Genomic DNA, 23,340 nt, shown 5'->3' with positions numbered 1-23,340 from the left:
GACGTTGATAGGCTGGGTGTGTAAGTGCAGCGATGCATTGAGCTAACCAGTACTAATGACCCGAGAGGCTTAACCTTACAACACCAAAGGTGTTTTAGAGTGGCTCTGAAGTAGATTTTCAGCTGAAGTTCCGAGATTGGTTCGTAGTGCAAGCCTGATTTAAGGTGCGCGTTATGGATGAAACAGAATTTGCCTGGCGGCACTAGCGCGGTGGTCCCACCTGACCCCATGCCGAACTCAGAAGTGAAACGCCGTAGCGCCGATGGTAGTGTGGGGTCTCCCCATGCGAGAGTAGGGAACTGCCAGGCATCAAACAAGTGGAAAGCCCTGTACTGACGTACAGGGCTTTTTGCTGTGTGGAATTTGAGTAATCGTGTTCATTAATTGTTCAATTACCCGCATAAATTGACATCCTGAAGCATTCTTTTTATCTCTCTCCGCCCCTTATTTTCCTTTCTTTATAACCAGATCCTCTAAATTAATAACCTAAGCTGAAACATTTTCACTTACCGGATGCAGGCTCGACATTGATTCAAAAAACCGTTATCTTCGGCTGTCTAGAAGTCTAAACGTATAAATGGATGCAGTGAGGAAGTTGTTATGCCGATCCGGGTTCCAGATGATTTACCAGCCGTTAATTTCCTGCGCAATGAGAATGTCTTTGTCATGACCTCTTCACGTGCGAAAACCCAGGAAATCCGTCCTCTTAAGGTGCTGGTTCTCAACCTGATGCCGAAAAAAATTGAGACTGAAAATCAGTTTTTGCGGCTGCTTTCCAACTCTCCATTGCAGATAGATGTGCAGCTGCTGCGTATCGACAGCCGCGAGTCAAAAAATACACCCGCCGAGCATTTGAATAATTTCTACTGTGATTTCGAAGATATCCAGCATGACAATTATGATGGTCTGATCGTCACGGGCGCACCTCTTGGTCTGGTCGATTTTTGTGATGTAGCTTACTGGCCTGAGATTGAACGGGTTATTCATTGGGCAAAAGAACATGTCACGTCAACGCTGTTTGTCTGCTGGGCCGTTCAGGCTGCTTTAAATGTGTTGTACGACATACCCAAGATGACCCGTGAAACCAAGCTCTCGGGCGTATATCCGCACCAGACGTTGCAATCTGTCGCACTGCTCACCCGCGGGTTTGATGAAACCTTCCTGGCTCCACATTCACGCTATGCTGATTTTCCGGCAGATGTGCTGCGTCAGTACACAGATCTCGACATACTGGCGGAGTCAGAGGAAGCGGGTGCTTACCTTTTCGCGACGAAAGATAAGCGTATGGCGTTCGTTACAGGCCATCCTGAATATGATGCAGGCACGCTGGCCGGTGAATATCTGCGAGATGTCGCGGCCGGTCTTTCTCCCGATATGCCCTATAACTATTTCCCGCAGGATAATGTAGAGCTCTCTCCTAAAGCGACCTGGCGTAGCCACGGGCATTTGCTCTTCACTAACTGGTTGAATTACTACGTTTATCAAATCACACCGTTTGATCTTCGCCAGATGAACCCTACCCTCGAGTAATACTTTGCACGTTCTGACAGACGATCCCCGCGATCGTCTGTTCCATTTCAACGTCTGCCAGATTTATCCCTTCTAAGAAATCCCCCTTCGTCATATTCCATATGCAATTACGAAATTCATTATCATTTTTTGAAAATTAATTTTCTTCATATCTTATTGATCATAAATACAAATTATTTTTATTTAAAATAAAATGGAAATCGTTTTTGATTTTGTGGAAATCCTGATTACGCTTAAATCTATCGGGCAATAAATAACCAGAGCCAAATCGTCAAACGTTGCATCTGACGACGCTGGATTGTTTTCTACCCTAAAAGTATCTGCTAAGTGAGGCGGTCTGGCAGATTAAGCAGATAAATCAGGAGAATAGCGATGTCAGAGCAAATTATCCGCAGTCAGCTTGGCTTCACACGCCGTTTTGGTGAGCACGAAACACATATTCTGACAGAGGAAGCCGTCGATTTTCTTGCGGAACTGGTCATGCGTTTCACGCCACAGCGTAATCGCCTGCTGGCCGAACGCATCGCTGTACAGCAGAGAATTGATCAGGGAGAGCTGCCTGATTTTATTTCGGAAACTGATTCCATTAAAAAATCCGAATGGAAAATCCGTAGTATCCCTGCTGATTTACAGGACCGGCGTGTTGAAATCACTGGCCCTGTTGAACGCAAAATGGTCATTAACGCGCTCAATGCCAATGTAAAAGTATTCATGGCGGATTTCGAAGATTCACTGGCTCCGGACTGGCAGAAAGTCATCGAGGGGCAGATTAACTTGCGTGACGCCGTTAATGGCACGATCAGCTACACCAATGAGTCGGGCAAGATTTATCAGCTCAGGCCAGACCCTGCCGTGCTGATTTGCCGCGTTCGGGGTCTGCATCTGCCGGAAAAGCATGTCACCTGGCAGGGCGAAGCCATTCCCGGTTCGCTGTTTGATTTTGCTTTGTACTTTTTCCACAACCATCGCGCCTTGTTGTCAAAAGGCAGCGGTCCCTATTTTTACCTGCCGAAAATGCAGTCTTATCAGGAAGCTGACTGGTGGAGCAAGGTCTTCAGCTTTGCCGAAGATTATGCGGGATTGTCGCGCGGCACGATCAAAGCGACGGTGCTGATTGAAACCCTGCCCGCCGTTTTTCAGATGGACGAAATTCTTTACCACCTGCGTGATCACATCGTTGGCCTGAACTGTGGCCGCTGGGATTACATCTTCAGCTATATCAAAACGCTGAAAAATCACGGCGATCGCGTTCTTCCCGATCGCCAGTCAGTCACCATGACGCAGCCCTTCCTCAATGCTTACTCACGATTACTGATCAAAACCTGCCATCGACGCGGCGCCTTCGCGATGGGGGGAATGGCGGCATTTATTCCCAGCAAAGATGCCCGGCGTAACGAATGGGTACTGAACAAAGTCAGAACGGACAAAGAGCTGGAGGCAAAAAACGGGCATGACGGTACCTGGATAGCGCATCCGGGGCTGGCTGACACCGTGCTTGAAGTGTTCGATAAAGTGCTGGGTAATCGCTCAAACCAGCTTGAGGTATTACGTGAAGAAGATGCTGGTATCACCGCAGAGCAGTTGCTGGAGCCTTGTGCCGGCGATCGCACTGAAGAGGGAATGCGCGCCAATATCCGCGTGGCCGTGCAGTATATCGAAGCCTGGATTTCCGGCAACGGCTGCGTGCCGATTTACGGACTGATGGAAGATGCGGCGACCGCAGAAATTTCCCGCACCTCGATCTGGCAGTGGATCCACTACGGTAAAACGCTCAGCGATGACCAGCTTGTTACCAAGCCGATGTTCCGGCGCATGCTGAATGAAGAAATGCTGGTGATCCAACAGGAGCTGGGGGAACAGCGTTTCAGCGCCGGTCGCTTCACACAGGCCGCTGCATTGATGGAAAAAATCACCACACAGGACGAACTCATCGACTTCCTGACTCTGCCGGGCTATCAGCTCCTGGCCTGATCTTTCTTACCCTACTTATAAAAAGACCGGAGCACTCGCCATGAAAACAACACGTAATCAGCAAATTCAGCAGCTTGAAGAAACATGGAAACAACCCCGCTGGGCAGGGATCACCCGCCCCTACACTGCAGCACAAGTGATCAGTCTGCGCGGTTCTGTCAATCCGGAATGTACTCTGGCTCAGCACGGAGCCTCCCGTCTGTGGAATTTATTGCACGGCTCGTCACGCAAAGGTTATGTGAACTGCCTCGGCGCGTTGACTGGCGGTCAGGCTTTACAGCAGGCAAAAGCCGGTATTGAAGCCATTTATCTCTCCGGCTGGCAGGTTGCCGCCGACGCCAATACGGCTTCGAGCATGTATCCGGATCAGTCGTTATATCCGGTGAATTCAGTGCCTGAAGTGGTGGCGCGGATCAATAACACCTTCCGCCGTGCAGATCAGATCCAATGGTCGAATAACATTGAACCGGGTCAGCCGGGCTATACCGACTATTTCCTGCCGATTGTGGCTGATGCTGAAGCCGGTTTTGGCGGCGTACTCAATGCCTTTGAGCTGATGAAATCCATGATTGAAGCGGGTGCGGCGGCGGTCCATTTTGAAGACCAGCTTGCTGCGGTGAAAAAGTGCGGTCATATGGGCGGCAAGGTGTTAGTGCCGACTCAGGAAGCGGTCCAGAAACTGGTGTCTGCGCGTCTGGCTGCGGATGTGCTTGGCGTGCCGACGCTACTGGTTGCCCGAACCGACGCCGACGCTGCGGATCTGCTGACGTCTGACTGCGACCCGTATGACAATCAGTTTATTACCGGTGAGAGAACACACGAAGGCTTTTACCGCACGAATGCCGGTATCGAGCAGGCGATCAGCCGCGGACTGGCGTATGCGCCTTATGCGGACATCGTCTGGTGCGAAACCTCTACGCCAGATCTGGCGCTGGCCCGGCGTTTTGCGGACGCCATTCACGCCAGATTCCCCGGAAAATTACTGGCTTATAACTGTTCGCCATCCTTTAACTGGAAGAAAAATCTCGACGACAAGACCATTGCCAGCTTCCAGGATCAGCTTGCTGCGATGGGCTATCAGTACCAGTTCATCACGCTGGCGGGTATCCATAGCATGTGGTTCAACATGTTTGATCTGGCACATGCCTACGCGCAGGGTGAGGGCATGAAGCATTATGTCGAAAAAGTTCAGGAACCGGAGTTTGCGGCGATAGGGCGCGGCTATACCTTTGCCTCGCATCAGCAGGAAGTGGGGACCGGTTACTTTGATAAGGTCACCAACATCATTCAGGGCGGACATTCTTCAGTCACTGCGTTAACCGGTTCGACGGAGGAACAGCAGTTTTCCCCAACGCCTCACTGATTTCTCTTCAGCCCGGTGTCAGCCGGGCATTTCGCCTTCAGGAACCCAGACTATGCGCATAGAGTTGTTGATTGCTCAGACGATTTTGCAGGGATTCGATGCACAGTATGGCCGTTTTCTGGAAGTCACTGCGGGGGCTCAGCGGCGTTTCGAGCAGGCAGACTGGTCAGCTGTACAGGCGGCGATGAAACAGCGGATCCACCTTTATGATCATCATGTCGGGCTGGTGGTCGCGCAGCTGAAATGCATTACCGGTCCGCATTTTTATGATGCGGCATTCCTTATCCGCGTTAAGCGCTGTTATTCCGGTTTACTGCCAGACTATCCGCGGGCAGAAATTGCCGAAAGTTTCTTTAATTCCGTCTACTGCCGGATCTTTAAACATCGGGATCTGACCGCAGACAAACTCTTTATTTTCAGCGAACAGCCGGTTCACCGTCCGCAACATTGCGCGCGTCCGTTAGCCAGACAGTATCCGGTACAGGGTCATCTCGCCGATCGCCTCGGGAAAGTGCTTGATGATTTGCCGATACGTTTACCCTGGGAAGACGCCCGGCGTGATGTCGGATTAATCATCACTGTGCTGAAGCAGCGTTTTGACGTGGCAGAACTCTCAGATGCGGTTCTTGAAATGGCGACTGAAATTTTCTACCGCAACAAAGCGGCGTGGGTCATTGGAAAAATCCGCGTTAATCAGCAGACTTTTCCGCTGTTGCTGCCGGTACATCTGAGCCATAAAAATGAATTATTTGTCGATGCCTGCCTGACGGGCAGCGATGACGCCAGCATCGTGTTTGGTTTTGCCCGTTCCTATTTTATGGTGTATGCCCCTCAGCCGGGCACGCTGGTGGAATGGTTGCGCGAGATTTTACCCGCTAAAACCACCGCTGAACTTTACAGCGCGATCGGCTGCCAGAAGCACGCCAAAACCGAATGTTACCGTGAGCATTTACGCTTTATGGCGCAGACAAATGAATCGTTCATTATTGCACCGGGCGTAAAAGGAATGGTGATGCTGGTGTTTACCCTGCCGGGCAGTGACCGGGTGTTTAAGGTGATTAAAGACCGTTTTTCACCTCAAAAAGAGGTCACCGAAGCGCAGGTTATGGCGTGCTATCAGCTGGTGAAAGAACACGACCGCGTGGGGCGAATGGCGGATACCCAGGAGTTCGAGCATTTTATTCTGGAGAAGAAAAATATCAGCCCTGAACTCATGGCAGAATTACTACGCGAAGTGCCGGCCAAAATAGAAGATCTGGGAAACAGCATTGCGCTTCGGCATCTCTACATTGAAAGACGCATGACACCGCTGAATATCTATCTGGAACAGGCGAGCGATCAGCAACTGTATGATGTGATTGAAGAATATGGCAACGCGATAAAACAACTGGCAGCGGCTAATGTTTTTCCGGGTGACATGTTGTTTAAAAATTTCGGTGTCACCCGCCACGGACGGGTAGTGTTCTATGATTACGACGAAATTTGTTATATGACAGAAGTGAATTTCCGCAATATCCCTGCACCGCGTTATCCCGAAGATGAACTCGCCAGCGAACCCTGGTACAGCATCGCGCCACAAGATGTTTTCCCGGAAGAGTTTCGGTATTTCCTGTGTACTGATCCGCGCATTCGGCATGTGCTGGAAAATCTACACGGCGATATCTTTAAAACAGATTACTGGCAAAGACTCCAGCAGAGGATCCTGAGCGGTCATGTGGAAGATGTTTATGCCTACAGACAAAAGCAGCGTCTGAAAAATATATCAGGGCATTGAATACCCTGATATATAATTAAAAATTCTGAGATTATTTAGCTGTTATATCCATCACTCATATTGGATGCTCTGCTGCAATGAGAGCCAAAGGAGGAAAAACTTGAAATATCGGACATGCCCCGCGAACTTGCAGAACCTGCCGAGCTAAATTGTCTGTCAGCGCCCGTACTCAGGCATTCAAAGTCATACGCACTAAAAAGGCTCTCCGGAAGGATTTTCTTAATATTAGGATAGAGATTCGTATGACGGCGATCCGGTGCAGGTTGATAATGCCCGCTCGCGTTACTCCATGATACTAAAGTACGATGATTGAAAAGCATGTCTCCGGCAAAAAGCACGTCCTGGCATTGTGTCAGTGAAGTATGCCCTTCAACTTCGCACCGGGTGGTCGAATTAAATACGTTACCCATTGCATCAGCGCCTCTGTCAGATTTATTACTGCCAGAACTTTCGAAGGCTAAAAACTGATTAATGGAGTCGTAAGCTAATCCGCAATAAATTTGTGCAGGGTTGCTGGAAAGAATAACAAACAAGAAGCGACCATTTAAAGGCGGATTAAATATAGAGGATCCTTCAATAGGCGTAATAGAATAACCTTCGGCCAGGCTATGTTGCAAAGTGAAAATCTTATCTCTTCTTGCCGGCGTTTGCGGGGTGTTCAACACAACCTCCATTGGCATTAAAGGATACTTTAGCGAATTGGCTTTTTTTATCCTTTCTAAATGTTTTTCCTTAAGTCCGAAAGAAAAATAGGTTTCCAGCAATTTTAATTCTCTGTGATTCAATGTGAAATATCCTTATAAAACACGGGTGCTATTTTTCAAAAACAGAGGTTATCCTGACTGTCTTTGAAAATCCGTAGCCTGCCTTTCGGCCCATTTGCTACCCCGCTATTTTCTCTTTTAATGCTTACCACCGCCATAGGCTTGCGTAATTTCTTTCGCTGCATGGATAACTAATGCACCTAACTCGGTCACACGATCGTCGGTGATGCGCGAGATCGGGCCTGAAATCGAAATAGCGGCATACGCATCATTATGCTCATCGTAAATGCAGGTCGCCACGCAGCGCAGGCCAAGTGCATGTTCCTCATCATCAAAGGCATACCCACGTTTACGGGTGTCGGCCAGCTCCTGTTTCAGGTTTACCGGAGACGTTTTGGTCAGCGGCGTATAGCTGTGCAATCCGATTTTATGCAGCAACTTCACCAGCCGCTCTTCCGGCAGCGTGGAAAGAAAAGCTTTCCCCGCGCCCGAAGCATGCATCGGTAATTTTCCGCCGATGGGGGCGGACATGCGCATCAGCGCATTGCATTGCACCTGATCGATGATGATCGCCTGATAATCACTGTGATCCAGTACCGCCAGATTCACCGTTTCTCCAGATTCCTCCATCAGACGGCGCAGCATCGGGTGCACCATCGCCAGTAAATTACGACTTTGCAGGAAGCTGCTGCCCACCACAAAGGCATGTGAACCTATGGTCCACAAACCCAAATCGCCGACCTGACGAACAAACCCCTGCTGTTGCATGGTGGTCAGCAAACGGTGGGTGGTGGAATTCGGTAAACCGGCCTGCTGTGCCAGATCAGTCAGCGCCACGCTGCCCTGAGCTTCGGCAATGTATTCCAGCAATTTCAGTCCACGTGTCAGGGATTGCACCTGCCCGGTGGCGGCGCTGCCTGTCGCGGCAGCGGCTTTAGGTTTTTTAACACGTTTGGCCGGAGTGGATGCGGAAGTTGCCATGAGTCTGTTCCTTATAAGATGCGCCAAAGACTGGCAAAGAAAAAATCGTTTTTGGAATTGGTTTTCGTTTTTACAGTATGGATCGCAACCTGCCTTTGCGCTCATCCGATGTGTTGCACGCTATTTGCGGGATGTCTTCCCGAATTGAAAAAGTCTCACGTCGGCACGGCCTTTTGGCCGGGGAAGGTATGCTAGGATGTTGACCATAATTTCCGGCGCAGAAATGAACAATTTGCCGGGTGTGCGTGATGGGTGATGAGGTGAAAGTGACTAATCGAGTAGAGGCGCTACATAAGCAGCTGGCACAGCGCATTTTGGTTCTGGACGGTGGCATGGGCACCATGATCCAAAGCTATCGTCTGGAAGAAGAGGACTACCGTGGCGAACGTTTTGCTGACTGGGAAAGCGATCTTAAAGGCAATAACGATCTTCTGGTGCTCTCCAAACCTGAAGTGATCGTCGAGATCCACAATGGCTACCTGGCTGCTGGCGCCGATATCCTCGAAACCAACACCTTTAACTCGACCACCATCGCGATGGCTGACTACCATATGGAATCGCTGTCAGCTGAAATTAACTACGAAGCGGCCCGGCTGGCGCGCCAGTGCGCCGATGAGTGGACCGCCCGCACGCCGGACAAACCGCGTTATGTGGCCGGTGTGTTAGGGCCGACTAACCGTACCGCCTCAATTTCCCCGGATGTGAACGATCCGGCGTATCGCAACGTTTCTTTTGATCAACTGGTAGAAGCCTACCGGGAATCTACCCGCGCGCTGGTTAAAGGTGGCGCGGATTTGATCATGATCGAAACCGTTTTCGACACGCTTAACGCCAAAGCCGCCACCTTTGCGGTAGAAACTGAATTTGAAGCACTGGGCATCGTGCTGCCGGTGATGGTTTCCGGCACCATCACCGATGCCTCTGGGCGAACCTTATCAGGCCAGACCACCGAAGCCTTCTACAACTCACTGCGTCACGTTAAGCCGCTGACCTTTGGTCTTAACTGCGCGCTGGGGCCGGATGAATTGCGCGAATATGTCGCCGAACTATCACGTATCGCGGAATGCTACGTCACCGCCCACCCGAATGCCGGTCTGCCGAACGCCTTTGGTGAGTACGATCTGGAAGCCAAAGAAATGGCGGAGCACATCGGTGAGTGGGCCCGTTCGGGCTTTCTGAACATCGTCGGTGGCTGTTGTGGCACCACGCCCGCGCATATCGCGGCGATGGTGAAAGCCGTAGAAGGCGTGCCGCCGCGCGTTCTGCCTGACATTCCGGTTGCCTGTCGTCTGGCCGGGCTTGAACCGCTGACCATCGATGCGAAAACGCTGTTTGTGAACGTCGGCGAACGAACTAACGTGACCGGTTCCGCCCGTTTTAAGCGGCTGATCAAAGAAGAAAAATACGCAGAAGCGCTCGCCGTCGCCCGCCAGCAGGTGGAAAGCGGCGCGCAAATCATTGATATTAATATGGATGAGGGGATGCTCGACGCGGAAGCGGCGATGGTGCGCTTCCTCAATCTGATTGCCGGTGAACCGGATATTGCCCGTGTGCCGATCATGATCGATTCCTCCAAATGGAACGTCATAGAACAGGGCCTGAAATGCATTCAGGGAAAAGGCATTGTTAACTCGATCTCCATGAAAGAGGGCGAGGAAGCTTTCCTGCATCATGCACGCATGGTTCGCCGTTACGGTGCCGCCGTGGTGGTGATGGCCTTCGATGAAACCGGGCAGGCGGATACCCGCAAACGCAAAATAGAAATCTGCCGTCGTGCCTATAAATTGCTGACAGAGAAAGTCGGTTTTCCGCCGGAAGACATCATTTTCGATCCGAACATTTTTGCGGTCGCCACCGGCATCGAAGAGCACAACAACTATGCTGTCGATTTCATTGAGGCCTGCGCAGATATCAAAGCGCAGCTGCCGCACGCGCTGATTTCCGGCGGTGTTTCCAACGTCTCATTCTCGTTTCGCGGTAATGACCACGTTCGCGAAGCCATTCACGCCGTTTTCCTCTATCACGCCATCCAGAACGGTATGGATATGGGGATTGTTAACGCCGGTCAGTTAGCCATTTATGATGATCTCCCGGCTGAACTGCGCGATGCCGTTGAAGACGTGATCCTTAACCGGCGCGACGACGGTACTGAGCGCCTGCTCGATCTGGCGGAGAAATATCGCGGCAATAAAGATGATGGGGAAGCCAATAAGCAGCAGGCCGAATGGCGCGGATGGGATGTAAAAAAACGTCTCGAATACTCGCTGATTAAAGGCATTACCGAGTTTATCGAACTGGATACGGAAGAGTGCCGCCAGCAGGCTGCGCGCCCGATTGAAGTGATCGAAGGGCCGCTGATGGACGGCATGAACGTGGTGGGCGATTTATTCGGCGCCGGTAAAATGTTTCTGCCGCAGGTGGTGAAATCTGCCCGCGTGATGAAGCAGGCCGTGGCTTACCTCGAGCCATACATTGAAGCCAGCAAAGAGAAAGGCAAAACCAACGGCAAAATCCTGCTGGCTACGGTGAAAGGCGATGTGCATGACATCGGCAAAAATATCGTCGGTGTGGTGTTGCAGTGCAATAACTACGAGATTATCGATCTTGGCGTGATGGTCGCGACTGACAAAATTCTGAAAACGGCCATCGAAGAAAAGGTCGATATCATCGGGCTTTCCGGCCTGATCACACCTTCGCTGGATGAAATGGTGAACGTGGCCAAAGAGATGGAGCGACGTGGCTTCACAATGCCGCTGCTGATCGGCGGCGCAACGACCTCCAAAGCGCACACCGCCGTTAAAATCGAGCAAAACTACAGCGGCCCGACGGTCTATGTACAAAATGCCTCGCGTTCGGTGGGCGTGGTGTCTGCGCTGCTGTCCGATGAACAGCGCGGCCCTTTCATCGAGCGCACGCGCAAAGAGTACGACACCGTGCGTATTCAGCATGGCCGTAAAAAACCACGCACGCCGCCGGTCAGTCTGGAGGTCGCGCGTGATAACGCCACCACCATTGACTGGGAAAGCTACACGCCGCCGGTGGCACACCGTCTGGGCGTACAGAAAGTGGAAGCCAGCATTGAAACGCTGCGCAATTACATCGACTGGACGCCGTTCTTTATGACCTGGTCGCTGGCCGGAAAATATCCGCGCATTCTTGAAGACGAAGTGGTCGGCGAAGAGGCGAAGCGCCTGTTTAAAGATGCCAATGACCTGCTCGATAAACTCTCCGCAGAGAAATTACTCAACCCGCGTGGCGTTGTCGGCCTGTTCCCGGCAAACCGCAGGGGCGATGATATTGAGATCTACAGCGATGAGCGTCGTCAGGATGTGCTGGTTGTCAGCCATCATCTGCGCCAGCAAACGGAAAAAACCGATTTCGCCAACTACTGCCTGGCTGACTTTGTCGCCCCGAAATCCAGCGGTAAGAAAGATTACATGGGCGCATTCGCCGTGACCGGCGGGCTGGAGGAAGACGCGCTGGCCGAGGCCTATGACAGGCAGCACGACGACTACAACAAAATCATGATCAAAGCGCTGGCTGACCGTCTGGCGGAGGCCTTTGCAGAATATTTGCATGAGAAAGTGCGTAAGGTCTACTGGGGCTTTGCGGCCAACGAGAACCTGAGCAATGAAGAGCTGATCCGCGAGAATTATCAGGGGATACGTCCGGCGCCGGGTTATCCGGCCTGTCCGGAACATACGGAAAAAGGTCAAATCTGGACGTTGCTGGATGTGGAAGCCAACACCGGCATGCAACTGACCGAATCTTTTGCGATGTGGCCGGGAGCAGCAGTTTCTGGCTGGTACTTCAGCCACCCGGACAGCAAATATTTCGCCGTGGCGCAGATTCAGCGCGATCAGGTCGAAGACTACGCCGCGCGTAAGAATATGCCGGTCGCCGAAGTTGAACGCTGGCTGGCGCCAAACCTGGGTTACGACGCCGACTAATACCTGTCATCCTTCATGCTGACTCTGCGTTGGCCTGCTATCACAAACCCCAGTCACTTTCTAAAATAAGTGACTGGGGTTCATTCAGTTGCCGCCTTGATTCATCCCGAATGATTCAGGGTATCCCGGCAGTGTTTTTGCCCACTGAAATCAATTCACTTCTACATCAATGTGCAGCGCGTCATAGCGCCAGTATTCCAGATCGCAGTCGATGACCCGATCGTGCTGGTCGCGGTTGGTGCGCGTAATAAACAGCGCCGGACTGCCGGAGGCGACTCTCAGCGCGCGTGAAGCTTGCTCGGACAGCAGCGTGGGCACCATATCAAAACGAACGCGTCCGTAATGAATATCATAGCGGGCAGCGTATAAATCTGTCAGAGATGTCGTGAGATCGGCGTCGAGAATACCCTGAAAATACAGCGGATTAAGGTAGTGCTCGACATACAAAACGGGGCGCTTGTCGATATAACGTAACCGGCGGATACAAATCACCTCACTCCCTGATGGCAACAGGAGTTTCTGGCAGACCGTCTCACTGGCAACGCAATATTTCGCATCAATGACTTCAGTTTGCGCATCGCGCCCCTGATCTTTCGCCATCGCGTGAAAATGACTTCTTTGCAACGGGTTATAGACAATGCGCGGCGGTGACACAAACCAGCCGCGCCGGACTTCGCGATAAATCAGCCCCTGCGCTTCGAGCTGGCTCAATGCTTCCCGCAGCGTGATGCGGGTTGTGGAAAAGTGGTCACTCAGCGCACGCTCAGAAGGCAGCCTTCCCTCGGCTGAAAATGCCCCCGTTGCGATACTTTCACTTAACGCCTTACAAATCACGGCAACGGTCGTCTGCGATTCACCCATCGGTCAGCAAGCCTCATTTCAGTGCGTTTTTGCACCAATCCGACCCTTTACTGTGTAAATAATGTGCGCCCGTTAACAGCTGTAAGCTTAAAACTGCTGCTTTTTCACGCTGACATATAATTATCACAATTGATCGTTAGATTGGCTTGGTTCTTGCTGGACTAGACCAGCACTTCACACACTACCATCTGGAGCATCCGTTATGAAACAGTTGTTCGCTTCTGTGTTAACCAGCGCGCTCGTATTGTCCACCTCTGCCGCTTTTGCCGCTGAGCCTCCTGCTGAACTCGTGAAAGCGGCGCAAGCTGAAGGCACGGTAAACAGCGTCGGTATGCCTGATGACTGGGCGAACTGGAAGGGAACCTGGAGTGATTTGAGCACCAAATATGGCCTCAAACACAGCGATACTGACATGAGCTCGGCGCAGGAAATCGCCAAATTCCTCGCGGAAAAAGACAACGCCAGCGCAGATATTGGCGACGTAGGAGCCGCGTTCGGGCCGGTAGCGGTGCAGAAGGGCGTCACCCAGCCTTACAAACCGACCACCTGGGATCAGGTGCCGGACTGGGCGAAAGATAAAGAAGGTATGTGGGCACTCGCTTACACCGGCACCATTGCTTTCATCATTGATAAATCTCAGGTGAAAGATGAGCCGCACAGCTGGGCCGATCTGCTGAACAGTAAATACAAAGTCACTATCGGCGATGTGAGCACCGCAGCGCAGGCCGCCAACGGCGTGCTGGCAGCCACTTACGCCATGGGCGGTAACGAAACTAACCTGAAACCGGGGCTGGAATACTTTGGCAAGCTGGCGAAAGCAGGGCGTCTGAGCCTCACTAACCCGGTGATCGCCTCTCTGGAAAAAGGTGAAGTGCAGGTCGGTGTGGTCTGGGACTTCAACGGTCTGAGCTATCGCGACAAAATCGACAAAACCCGCTTCGACGTGGTGATCCCATCTGATGGTTCCATCACTTCCGGCTATACCACCATCATCAACAAATTCGCCAAACACCCGAACGCCGCCAAACTGGCGCGCGAATACATCTTCTCTGATGCAGGCCAGATCAACTTAGCGCAGGGTTATGCCCGTCCGATCCGTGCCGACCACATCACCCTGCCTGATGATGTGAAAGCCAAACTGCTGCCATCGAGCGAGTACAAAAATGCGCATCCGATTGCGGATACGGCTGCCTGGGATAAGAGCGCTAAAACCTTGCCTCGCCTGTGGCAGGAAAACGTCATGATCAATATGCAGCAGTAAGCGTGGGATCAATAAAATAAAAGCGAACAGCGAAAGCATTGTTTTCATTACAACACCTGCACCAAAGGCAAACGTGTCATGAAGAGCATTCTGGTAGTACTGGACGGCCTGAATTATCAGGTCGGCCACGACGCAATGGGGTATTTACAGGCGCAGTGTGCCGCAGGACGCGGCCGCTTGTATCCGCTGGAATGTGCACTGCCTTCGCTGTCCCGGCCACTGTATGAGTGCATCCTCACCGGCATCACGCCGGTGATGAGCGGCATTGTGAATAATCAGGTTGACCGGTTATCCACACAGCGCAGTATTTTTCATTATGCCCGCGACGCCGGTCTGACGACGGCAGCTGCGGCCTATCACTGGGTCAGTGAGTTGTATAACCGCACGCCGTTCGACCCGCCGAGGGACCGCCATACCAGCGATGACACGCTGGCTATTCAGCACGGTCATTTTTATTACGACGACGTCTACCCGGATTCGCATTTGTTCGACGATGCCGAGAGTCTGCGCCGCCGCCACGATCCGGATTTCCTGCTGATCCACCCGATGAACATTGACGACGCCGGGCATAAATTTGGTCTGTCGACGCCTCAGTACCGCAACAAAGCGCGGACGGCAGACGGCATCCTGTCACGCTATCTGGGGGACTGGCTCGATGCGGGTTATCAGGTCATTGTCACCGCTGACCACGGCATGAACGACGATCGCAGCCACGGCGGCATTTTGCCGGAAGAGCGCCAGGTGCCGTTATTTGTTTTCGGCAGTGCGTTCAGCTTGCAAGACGCCGCGCCTCTGCAAACTGAGCTGTGCGGAACCCTTTGTCAGATCCTCAATATTGCCCACGATAAGCCACACTGCGCGGCATTACTGGCCTGAATCCCGTCACTTTTAAAGGATACCCGATGAAAGCTAAGTGGATTGCAGCGCTGTTTATGCTGCCGTTTCTGGTGTTCTTCATTGCCTTTCAGCTGGCGCCGCTGGCCTGGATTGCGGTCAGCAGCTTTTACAGTGAAACCTATGAAGCCTGGGGGCTGGGAAATTACACCGACATCCTGACCTCGCCGTTCTATCTGCAGGCCATGCGTTTCTCGCTGGATATTTCGATCTGGTCAAGCGTCTACGGTTTGCTGATTGCGTTAGTGGGCAGTTACTCACTTCGCCAGCTCGGCCCGACAAAGCTGCATGACTTCGTGATGTCGTTTACCAACATGACCAGTAACTTTGCGGGTGTCCCGCTGGCCTTCGCCTTTGTGATACTGCTCGGTCTTAACGGCTGCCTGACCCTGCTGCTGCAAAAATACGGGCTGATGGAAAACTTCAATCTGTATTCAAAAAGCGGACTGATCGTTCTCTATACCTATTTTCAGATCCCGCTGGGCGTATTGCTGATGTACCCGGCATTTGATGCGCTGCGCGAAGACTGGCGGGAGTCTGCCGCTTTGCTGGGGGCCGGCCGCTGGAGTTACTGGCGCTACATCGGTATGCCGGTACTGTTTCCGGCGCTGATGGGGACGTTCGTGATTTTGCTCGCCAATGCACTCGGCGCCTACGCCACGGTGTACGCCCTGACCACCGGCAATTTTAACGTTGTGCCGGTGCGTATTGCCGCGCTGGTGTCCGGCGATATTTCCCTCGACCCCAATATGGGCAGTGCGCTGGCGATGTTACTGGTGGTGCTGATGGCCTTTATCACGCTGATCCATCAGTGGTTATTGCGTAAAAGTTATCTCAGTCAGCGCAGCTGATTGCCGGAAAAAGGAACGTAACATGTCGCGGTCTGAAGCAATTTACCACCGTGTGGTGATCTGGGTTTTACTGATTTTACTGATGCTGCCGCTGCTGGCGACGCTGGTGTATGCGCTGGTGCAGGAGTGGGGCGCGACGATTTTGCCAAGCGGTTTTACGCTGAAATGGCTGGTGGCGTTATGGAGTGATCCGCGATTTCTTATCGCGCTCTGGCACTCGCTGCTGGTGTGTTTCGGCACGCTTTTCCTCTCGCTGGTGCTGATCCTGCCACTGATGTTTGTGATCGCTTACTATTTCCCTAAGCTCGATGCGCTGATGAATATCCTGATCCTGCTGCCGTTTGCGGTGCCGCCGGTGGTGTCTTCCGTCGGTCTGATGCAGCTCTACTCCGGCGACCCTTTTCCCCTCACCGGGACGCCGTGGATCCTGATTGGCTGTTACTTCACTATCGCGCTGCCGTTTATCTATCGCGCCATCTCCAACAACATGCAGGCCATCAACCTGCGTGACCTGATGGACGCCGCGCATTTGCTGGGAGCCAGCACCTGGAAAGCGGCGCTGCTGGTGGTTTTACCGAACTTACGCAAAGGCGGGATGATCGCAGTCCTGCTCTCATTCTCCTTCCTGATTGGTGAATTCGTGTTCGCCAACCTGCTGGCAGGCAGCCGTTATGAAACGGTGCAGGTCTATCTTTACAACATGCGTAATGGCAGCGGCCATTTCACCAGCGCGCTGGTCATCTCCTATTTTATGGTCGTCCTGATGTTTACCTGGGTGGCGAACATACTGAACAAAGGAAAGAGCTGATATGTCATATTTGCAGGTCACTCAACTCAACAAATCGTATGGCCCGACGCAGATTTTTCACAACATTGATTTCTCTGCCGAAGAGGGTGAATTTGTGACCCTCCTCGGGCCGAGCGGTTGCGGAAAATCAACGCTGCTGCGCTGTCTGGCCGGCCTGACCTCCGTCGACAGCGGAAAAATTCTGATCCAGGGGCAGGATATTGTGCCATTGCCGCCACAACAGCGCGGCATCGGCATGGTCTTCCAGAGCTATGCGTTGTTTCCCAATATGAGTGTCGAGGCTAACGTGTCTTTTGGCCTGAAAATGCAGAAACTGCCCGCTGCTGAAGTGCATCGCCGCGTCGGCGAGGTGCTGGAACTGGTGGAAATGAGCGATTATGCCAAACGTTATCCGCATCAGCTTTCCGGCGGGCAGTGTCAGCGTGTGGCGCTGGCGCGATCGCTGGTGACGCAGCCGCGTCTGTTGCTGCTCGATGAGCCGCTGTCGGCGCTCGATGCCCGCATCCGTAAGCATTTGCGTGAACAAATCCGCCGTATACAGCGTGAAATGAACCTTACCGCGATCTTTGTCACCCACGATCAGGAAGAAGCGCTGACCATGTCAGACCGGATTGTGCTCATGAACAAAGGACAAATCGTCCAAAATGCCGATGCCGAAACCTTGTATACTGAACCTGTCGATGCGTTCGCCGCAGGCTTTATCGGCAGCTACAATCTGCTGAGCCCTGAACAGGCGATGGCGCTGACCGGCATGACCTACACTGGCCGCGTCGCCATTCGTCCTGAATCGGTCACGATGTGCGAACTGATTGAAGGGATACCGGCAAAAATCCTCAGCCACAGCCTGCTCGGTAACGTTGTGCGCTATCGCGTTTTAGCGCACGGCGTGGAGCTTTCTGTGGATGTTTTAAACCGTTCTGTGGCCTCACTTCGCGCCGACGGCAGCGATATTGGTCTACAGTTAGATCTTGTTACGTTACGGGAAGTTGCATGAAACTGGCGCTGTTTGATCTCGATGAAACCCTGATTAGCGGCGACTGTTCCAGCCTGTGGTCAGCGTATATGGTGGCACAGGGCTGGGTGGCCGATAAACAGGCTTTCCTGCAACAGGACGCCGCCCTGATGCAACAATATGCGGTGGGAAAGATGGATATGCAGGAGTACATGCGATGTACCCTGATGCCGCTGACCGGTCGCAGTGAACATGACGTGGCGGCGATGGTTGGCCGGTACGTAGAAGAAATTATCGCACCGCGCATTTATGCGCAGGCGCGTGAGTGTCTGGCCACTCACCGCGCACAGGGCGACCGGACGGTGATTATCTCCGCGTCCGGTGAGCATCTGGTGCGACCGATCGCCCGTTTCCTCGGTGTTGAGGAAACGCTGGCGATCGGTATAGACATTCAGCATGGCCGCTTTACCGGGGCCACGCAGGGAACGATGACCTATCGCGAGGGCAAGGTTTCGCGATTGTTGGAACTCATCAATCAGGACGCATCCCTGCTGCAACAAGCCAGTTTTTATTCGGATTCTCATAACGATCTGCCGTTACTGACCAAAGTGGGTCAGCCGCATGCAGTGAATCCGGACGCCATCCTGCTCCAGCACGCCCGGCAGGCAGGATGGCCGGTCTATGCCTGGCGTTAATGGAGCTGTTTTTTCGTGTTAACCCTTCTTCATCTGTTATCTGCTGTCTCGCTGCTGGTGTGGGGGACGCACATCGTCCGTACCGGCATCATGCGTGTTTTCGGCGCCAATTTGCGCCGTGTGCTGAGCAGTAGCGTAGAAAAAAAACCGCTGGCCTTCGTGGCCGGTATTGGTGTGACCGCGCTGGTGCAAAGCAGTAATGCCACCGCGCTGCTGGTGACGTCCTTTGTTTCTCAGGGGCTGGTTGCGCTGGCACCTGCGCTTGTGATCATTCTCGGTGCGGATGTCGGTACCGCCGTGATGGCGCGTATCCTGACGTTCGATCTCTCCTGGCTTTCTCCGCTGTTTATCTTCGTCGGCGTGGCGTTTTTCCTCAGCCGTAAACAAACCCGTGCCGGCCAGATGGGGCGCGTCGGTATTGGCCTCGGGCTGATTTTACTGGCGCTTGAACTGATTGTTTCCGCGGCGACGCCGATCATGCAGGCGTCGGGCGTCAAAGTGCTGTTCTCCTCGCTGACCGGTGATGTGCTGCTTGATGCCCTGACCGGCGCGGTTTTTGCCATCATCAGTTACTCGAGTCTGGCAGCCGTTCTTCTGACCGCCACGCTGACGGCAACCGGCGTGATTTCCCTGAAAGTGTCATTGTGCCTGGTGATCGGTGCCAACCTTGGCAGCGGTTTACTGGCGATGATCAACGCCAGCAAAATGAATGCGGCGGGCCGCCGCGTGGCGCTCGGCAGCACCCTGTTTAAACTGATTGGTCTGGTGATTGTGCTGCCGTTTGTCGGGCCGCTCTCGACGCAACTGGCGCGGCTGGGCATTCCGGACGAAGAGCTGGTGATCTATTTCCACATGTTCTACAACCTGATCCGCTGTCTGGCGATGGTGCCACTGACCGCGCCGATGGCCAGAGTGTGCGAGATGATGATTGCTGATGTGCCGGAAGACGATCCGCGCCTGCGCCCGCGCCATCTGGACGTCAGTGCGATTGATACCCCCACGCTGGCGCTGGCCAATGCCGCCCGCGAAACCCTGCGCATGGGCGACGTGGTGGAACACATGCTGATCCTCAACCGGGAAGTTATGCACGGCAAACTGGCACAGGATCGCGAAGTGCGCCGTCTCGATGACGATGTGGACGTGCTGTACACCGCCATCAAACTTTATCTGGCGCAAATCAACAAAGAAGGGCTGGGCGAAGAGGATTCACGCCGCTGGGCTGAAATCATCGAAATGGCGCTCAACCTGGAGCAGGCGGGCGATATTATCGAGCGCATGACCGGCGATATTACGGCGAAATCTCATGCCACGCGCCGCGCATTTTCCCCTGAAGGGCTGGTGGAACTGGACGCGCTGCACGAAAAACTGCTGGATAACCTGCGTCTTAGCCTCGGGGTGTTCCTGTCGAATGACCTGACCAGCGCCCGTCGTCTGCGCCGTTCTAAACATCGTTTCCGTATTCTTGACCGCCGTTATGCGCACGCGCACGTTGACCGCCTGCATCAGCATAACGTGCAGAGTATCGAAACCAGTTCGCTGCACCTTGGCCTGCTGGGCGACATGAAGCGTCTGAATTCGTTGTTCTGTGCGGTCGCGTATAACGTGCTGGATCAGGACGAGCAGGAAGATGAACAGCGTGAACCGAATGATGATATGAAGCGGGTTTAATATCCGCTTTCATGAGTAAAAAAAACGGGCGCTGAGGAAGGCGCCCGTTTTTTATTGCTCTTTTAAATGTCTGAAATCAGTCTTTTTTGACCGGTTTACCCGACCAGTAACCGGCCAGCAACGAGCCGGAAAGATTGTGCCAGACCGAGAACAGGGCGCCTGGCAACGCGGCCAGCGGGGAGAAGTACATTTTCCCGAGCGTCGCGGCCAAACCCGAGTTCTGCATACCGACTTCCATCGCCAGCGTGCGGCAGGTGGTTTCGTCAAAGCCAAACAGCTTCCCGCCCCAGTACCCGCTCAGCAGACCGATACCGTTGTGCAGAATCACCGCCACAATCACCACTAAACCTACGGAACCGATAAAGCCCTGACTTCCGGCCACTACGGCGCTGATGATGGCGATGATGCACACCATGGAAAACAGCGGCAGCAGCGGTTCGATGCGTTTCACGATTTTCGTGAACAGATGATGAATGATAAGGCCAGCCAAAATCGGGATAACCACGATCTGCAAAATGCTCAGCAACATGCCTTCCACATCCACCTTGATGTGCGTATCCACATATAAGCGCGTCAGCAGTGGCGTGGCGAAAACGCCGACCAGCGTGGAAACCGCAGAAATGGTCACGGAAAGGGCGACGTCACCTTTCGCCAGATAAATCATTACGTTGGATGCCGTGCCGCTGGCAACGCTGCCAACCAGAATCATGCCGGCAGATAAATCCGCGGGCATGTGGAACAGTTTTGCCAGTACCCAGGCCGCCAGCGGCATGATCAGATAATGCAGGAAGGTGGCGGCGGCTACCGGGCCGGGGCGGGAAAGGACGCGTTTGAAATCCCCGAATTCAAGGGTGACGCCCATCGCGAACATAATCAGCATCAGCAGGGTAGACACATGGGGGCCGATAGGCGTGAAGGTGGTCGGCGAAAAATAGGCCGCGACGGATAACAGCACGGCCCACAGCGGAAACAGGCGGGTGATTATGGCTAACATTGAGGATGATCCTTGTCTTTGTTGTTTTGCAAAAGTACTGACAAAAAAAAGACCGGGCACAAGGCCCGGTCTTCTCAGATACCGCGCCCGTTATTGTTCGAATAGGTTGCGGTGCAGAGTTTTAACGACCTGATCGGCATCGCTGCCCGGCACCAGGAAGCACAGGTTATAGCTGCTCGCGCCGTAACAAATCATGCGGATATTGAACGGATCCAATACACCGAACACTTCTTTGCCCACGCCGCAGGCCTGCGACAGTTTGTTGCCGATAATGGCGATCAGCGCCAGATTCTCTTCCACTTCAACACGACACAGTGACGACAGCTCAGTCAGCAACGACGTGGTCAGCAGGCTGGCATCAGAAGACGTCGAGCCGGTGGTGTCGAGGGTCAGCGCGACGCTGACCTCAGAGGTGGTGATCAAATCAACGGAAATATTGTGGCGCGCCAGAATACCAAACACGTCGGCGAGGAAACCGCGTGAATGCAACATGCTCAGGCTGTGCAGCGTCACCAGCGTCTGCCGGCGACGCAGGGCAATGGCACGGAACAGCGGCGGGTTATCGGAGGTATCACACACCAGAGTGCCGCCGCCCGAAGGATCTTTGCTGGAGCCGACAAACACCGGAATGCCGCGACGTACCGCAGGCAGCAAGGTGGCCGGGTGCAGAACTTTGGCGCCGAAGGTCGCCATTTCCGCCGCTTCTTCAAACGCAATACGATCTATACGTTTTGCCGCCGGAACCAGACGCGGGTCAGTGGTGTAAATACCCGGTACGTCAGTCCAGATATCGACGCGCACAGCCCCCAGCGCTTCGCCCAGCAATGCGGCGGTGTAATCGCTGCCGCCACGGCCCAGCGTGGTGGTGCGGCCTTTGCCTTCCGAGCCGATAAAGCCCTGGGTGATCACCAGCGCATTCTGTAAACGTGGCTGCAATTGCTGAAGGGTCAGGTCGGTGAGCGCCTGCGTGTCCGGCTCTGCGCGGCCGAAATGGTCGCTGGTGCGCATGACTTTACGCACATCAAACCATTCCACGGGCACGTTGCGCTGGCGTACGATTTCAACAAACAGCAGGGTGGACATCAGTTCGCCGTGGCTGACCAGTTCGTCGGTCAGCGCGGTGGACGTCGCGAGGCTCGCCGCTTCTGACAGCATCGCAATATTTTCCAGCATGCGGCCAATTTCTTCACGAATAACCGTGGGGTTATCGAGACGATCAATAATGGCATTCTGGATACGGCGGATTTCATCAAGCAGGAACACGCGGCGCTCGGTTTCTTTACCGACGGCCAGCTCGACTAATAAATTGGTGACGCCCGCAGAGGCGGAGAGAACGACCAGACGAACTTCAGGGCGCGCAAGAACGATGTCTGCGCTGCGGTTCATCGCGTCGAAATCCGCCACGCTGGTACCGCCGAATTTGGCGACGATGACGCTGCCAAAAGGCTGTGGGTTGGCGTTGCGGGATGCTGCGTAATTCATGTAAAACCTCATGTCCGGGCCATCAACATCGTGACAGCCAGCTAATCCATAAGAATTGGCACAAGGGGAGAGCGGGAAACGGGGGCAGACGTAGAGATACTACGATACACCCAGAAGCGCCCCACCATGCCAATACCCTTTTTCGGGTATGTCGGTGACAACCCAGAGGATTCAGCCCCTGTGGTCGATCGTCTGCCTGCCGTCAGCATCTGACCTCGGCGCCGCTCCCCCTGATGCACCTTCGCAGGATTTCGGCTCCTCCGGTACACTGCCTGGGCGACGCGCCTCTTCTGGCTCACGCATACCCCGGCGACGTGAATGATTTCGGGGATAAGCTATGCGTAAGTTAGGTGCTTAGGAATAACGGGTTATGGCGCGTCTGTCAACGGTCTGACGGCTTAGCGCGCCACATTTTGAGCGATTGTCATCTAATATTGTTCTCAGTCATTGTGAATCCACAGATCTGGCCTATCGCAAGAAAAGGCATCTCATCTCGGGAAGTTCAGGATACAATCGGGACAGTTACCTCATATTTATTCTC

General features: G+C 53.4%; 17 protein-coding genes, 2 rRNA genes and 1 riboswitch. Of the genes, 14 read left to right on the top strand and 5 right to left on the bottom strand.

From position 1 onward, the window contains the following. From J1779_RS19230 to aceK, 6 genes are all read left to right on the top strand, one after another. Positions 1-77: ribosomal RNA gene (locus J1779_RS19230) — 23S ribosomal RNA — on the top strand; the annotation flags it as partial. Between the two features lie 115 nt (positions 78-192). After that, a 5S ribosomal RNA gene (rrf, locus tag J1779_RS19225) occupies positions 193-308 on the top strand. Positions 309-600: 292 nt separating this feature from the next. Further along, the gene (gene metA / locus J1779_RS19220; protein ID WP_056775984.1) at positions 601-1,530 is read left to right on the top strand and encodes a homoserine O-acetyltransferase MetA; all 930 of its coding nucleotides are present in this window, start codon (positions 601-603) and stop codon (positions 1,528-1,530) included. A gap of 372 nt (positions 1,531-1,902) precedes the next feature. After that, on the top strand, positions 1,903-3,501 hold the full coding sequence (gene aceB / locus J1779_RS19215; protein ID WP_217204523.1) for a malate synthase A: 1,599 nt from the start codon (positions 1,903-1,905) through the stop codon (positions 3,499-3,501). 40 nt (positions 3,502-3,541) lie between these two features. Then, positions 3,542-4,864, top strand: a complete 1,323-nt coding sequence (gene aceA / locus J1779_RS19210) for an isocitrate lyase (RefSeq protein ID WP_217204522.1) — start codon at positions 3,542-3,544, stop codon at positions 4,862-4,864. Between the two features lie 52 nt (positions 4,865-4,916). Then, positions 4,917-6,638, top strand: coding sequence for a bifunctional isocitrate dehydrogenase kinase/phosphatase (aceK, locus tag J1779_RS19205; RefSeq protein ID WP_217204521.1), 1,722 nt, complete (start codon positions 4,917-4,919; stop codon positions 6,636-6,638). Between the two features lie 35 nt (positions 6,639-6,673). Here aceK and J1779_RS19200 read toward each other — a convergent pair whose 3' ends face one another. Continuing rightward, positions 6,674-7,423: a hypothetical protein gene (locus tag J1779_RS19200; protein ID WP_217204520.1), complete on the bottom strand. Its 750-nt coding sequence runs from the start codon at positions 7,421-7,423 to the stop codon at positions 6,674-6,676. Positions 7,424-7,540: 117 nt separating this feature from the next. Beyond that, positions 7,541-8,383, bottom strand: coding sequence for a glyoxylate bypass operon transcriptional repressor IclR (gene iclR / locus J1779_RS19195; protein WP_056775992.1), 843 nt, complete (start codon positions 8,381-8,383; stop codon positions 7,541-7,543). Between the two features lie 248 nt (positions 8,384-8,631). Here iclR and metH point away from each other — a divergent pair, with 248 nt between their 5' ends. Continuing rightward, complete coding sequence (metH, locus tag J1779_RS19190; protein WP_217204519.1) at positions 8,632-12,333, top strand: methionine synthase; 3,702 nt, start codon at positions 8,632-8,634, stop codon at positions 12,331-12,333. Positions 12,334-12,483: 150 nt separating this feature from the next. On the opposite strand, the gene J1779_RS19185 is transcribed toward metH, so the two are convergent. Then, positions 12,484-13,194, bottom strand: a complete 711-nt coding sequence (locus J1779_RS19185) for a UTRA domain-containing protein (RefSeq protein ID WP_217204518.1) — start codon at positions 13,192-13,194, stop codon at positions 12,484-12,486. A 202-nt stretch (positions 13,195-13,396) separates the two neighbouring features. Here J1779_RS19185 and J1779_RS19180 point away from each other — a divergent pair, with 202 nt between their 5' ends. From J1779_RS19180 to J1779_RS19150, 7 genes are all read left to right on the top strand, one after another. Continuing rightward, positions 13,397-14,455 carry an ABC transporter substrate-binding protein gene (locus J1779_RS19180; RefSeq protein WP_056775999.1) on the top strand — a complete coding sequence of 353 codons (1,059 nt, stop codon included), beginning with the start codon at positions 13,397-13,399 and terminating at the stop codon, positions 14,453-14,455. A gap of 78 nt (positions 14,456-14,533) precedes the next feature. Further along, the gene (locus J1779_RS19175; protein ID WP_183848295.1) at positions 14,534-15,331 is read left to right on the top strand and encodes an alkaline phosphatase family protein; all 798 of its coding nucleotides are present in this window, start codon (positions 14,534-14,536) and stop codon (positions 15,329-15,331) included. A 26-nt stretch (positions 15,332-15,357) separates the two neighbouring features. Then, the gene (locus J1779_RS19170) at positions 15,358-16,200 is read left to right on the top strand and encodes an ABC transporter permease (RefSeq protein WP_056776004.1); all 843 of its coding nucleotides are present in this window, start codon (positions 15,358-15,360) and stop codon (positions 16,198-16,200) included. Between the two features lie 22 nt (positions 16,201-16,222). Beyond that, a complete protein-coding gene (locus J1779_RS19165; RefSeq protein ID WP_183848296.1) occupies positions 16,223-17,008 on the top strand; it encodes an ABC transporter permease in 786 nt (261 codons plus the stop codon). A gap of 1 nt (position 17,009) precedes the next feature. Next, positions 17,010-18,002 carry an ABC transporter ATP-binding protein gene (locus J1779_RS19160; RefSeq protein ID WP_056776008.1) on the top strand — a complete coding sequence of 331 codons (993 nt, stop codon included), beginning with the start codon at positions 17,010-17,012 and terminating at the stop codon, positions 18,000-18,002. Next, positions 17,999-18,655 (top strand): HAD family hydrolase, encoded by a 657-nt coding sequence (locus J1779_RS19155; RefSeq protein ID WP_217204517.1) that lies wholly within the window; start codon positions 17,999-18,001, stop codon positions 18,653-18,655. The genes J1779_RS19160 and J1779_RS19155 overlap by 4 nt, the downstream gene beginning before the upstream one ends. Positions 18,656-18,670: 15 nt before the next feature. Beyond that, positions 18,671-20,323: a Na/Pi cotransporter family protein gene (locus tag J1779_RS19150; RefSeq protein WP_056776013.1), complete on the top strand. Its 1,653-nt coding sequence runs from the start codon at positions 18,671-18,673 to the stop codon at positions 20,321-20,323. A 76-nt stretch (positions 20,324-20,399) separates the two neighbouring features. On the opposite strand, the gene panS is transcribed toward J1779_RS19150, so the two are convergent. Then, a complete protein-coding gene (panS, locus tag J1779_RS19145; RefSeq protein WP_056776016.1) occupies positions 20,400-21,317 on the bottom strand; it encodes a ketopantoate/pantoate/pantothenate transporter PanS in 918 nt (305 codons plus the stop codon). 90 nt (positions 21,318-21,407) lie between these two features. Next, positions 21,408-22,799 (bottom strand): lysine-sensitive aspartokinase 3, encoded by a 1,392-nt coding sequence (lysC, locus tag J1779_RS19140; protein ID WP_056776018.1) that lies wholly within the window; start codon positions 22,797-22,799, stop codon positions 21,408-21,410. 106 nt (positions 22,800-22,905) lie between these two features. Continuing rightward, positions 22,906-23,097, bottom strand: a riboswitch (Lysine riboswitch). Between the last annotated feature and the right edge of the window lie 243 nt (positions 23,098-23,340).

Origin of the sequence: Rahnella rivi, assembly GCF_019049655.1 — a bacterium.
GTDB lineage: Bacteria > Pseudomonadota > Gammaproteobacteria > Enterobacterales > Enterobacteriaceae > Rahnella > Rahnella rivi.
This window is presented reverse-complemented; position numbering and strand designations above follow the sequence as displayed.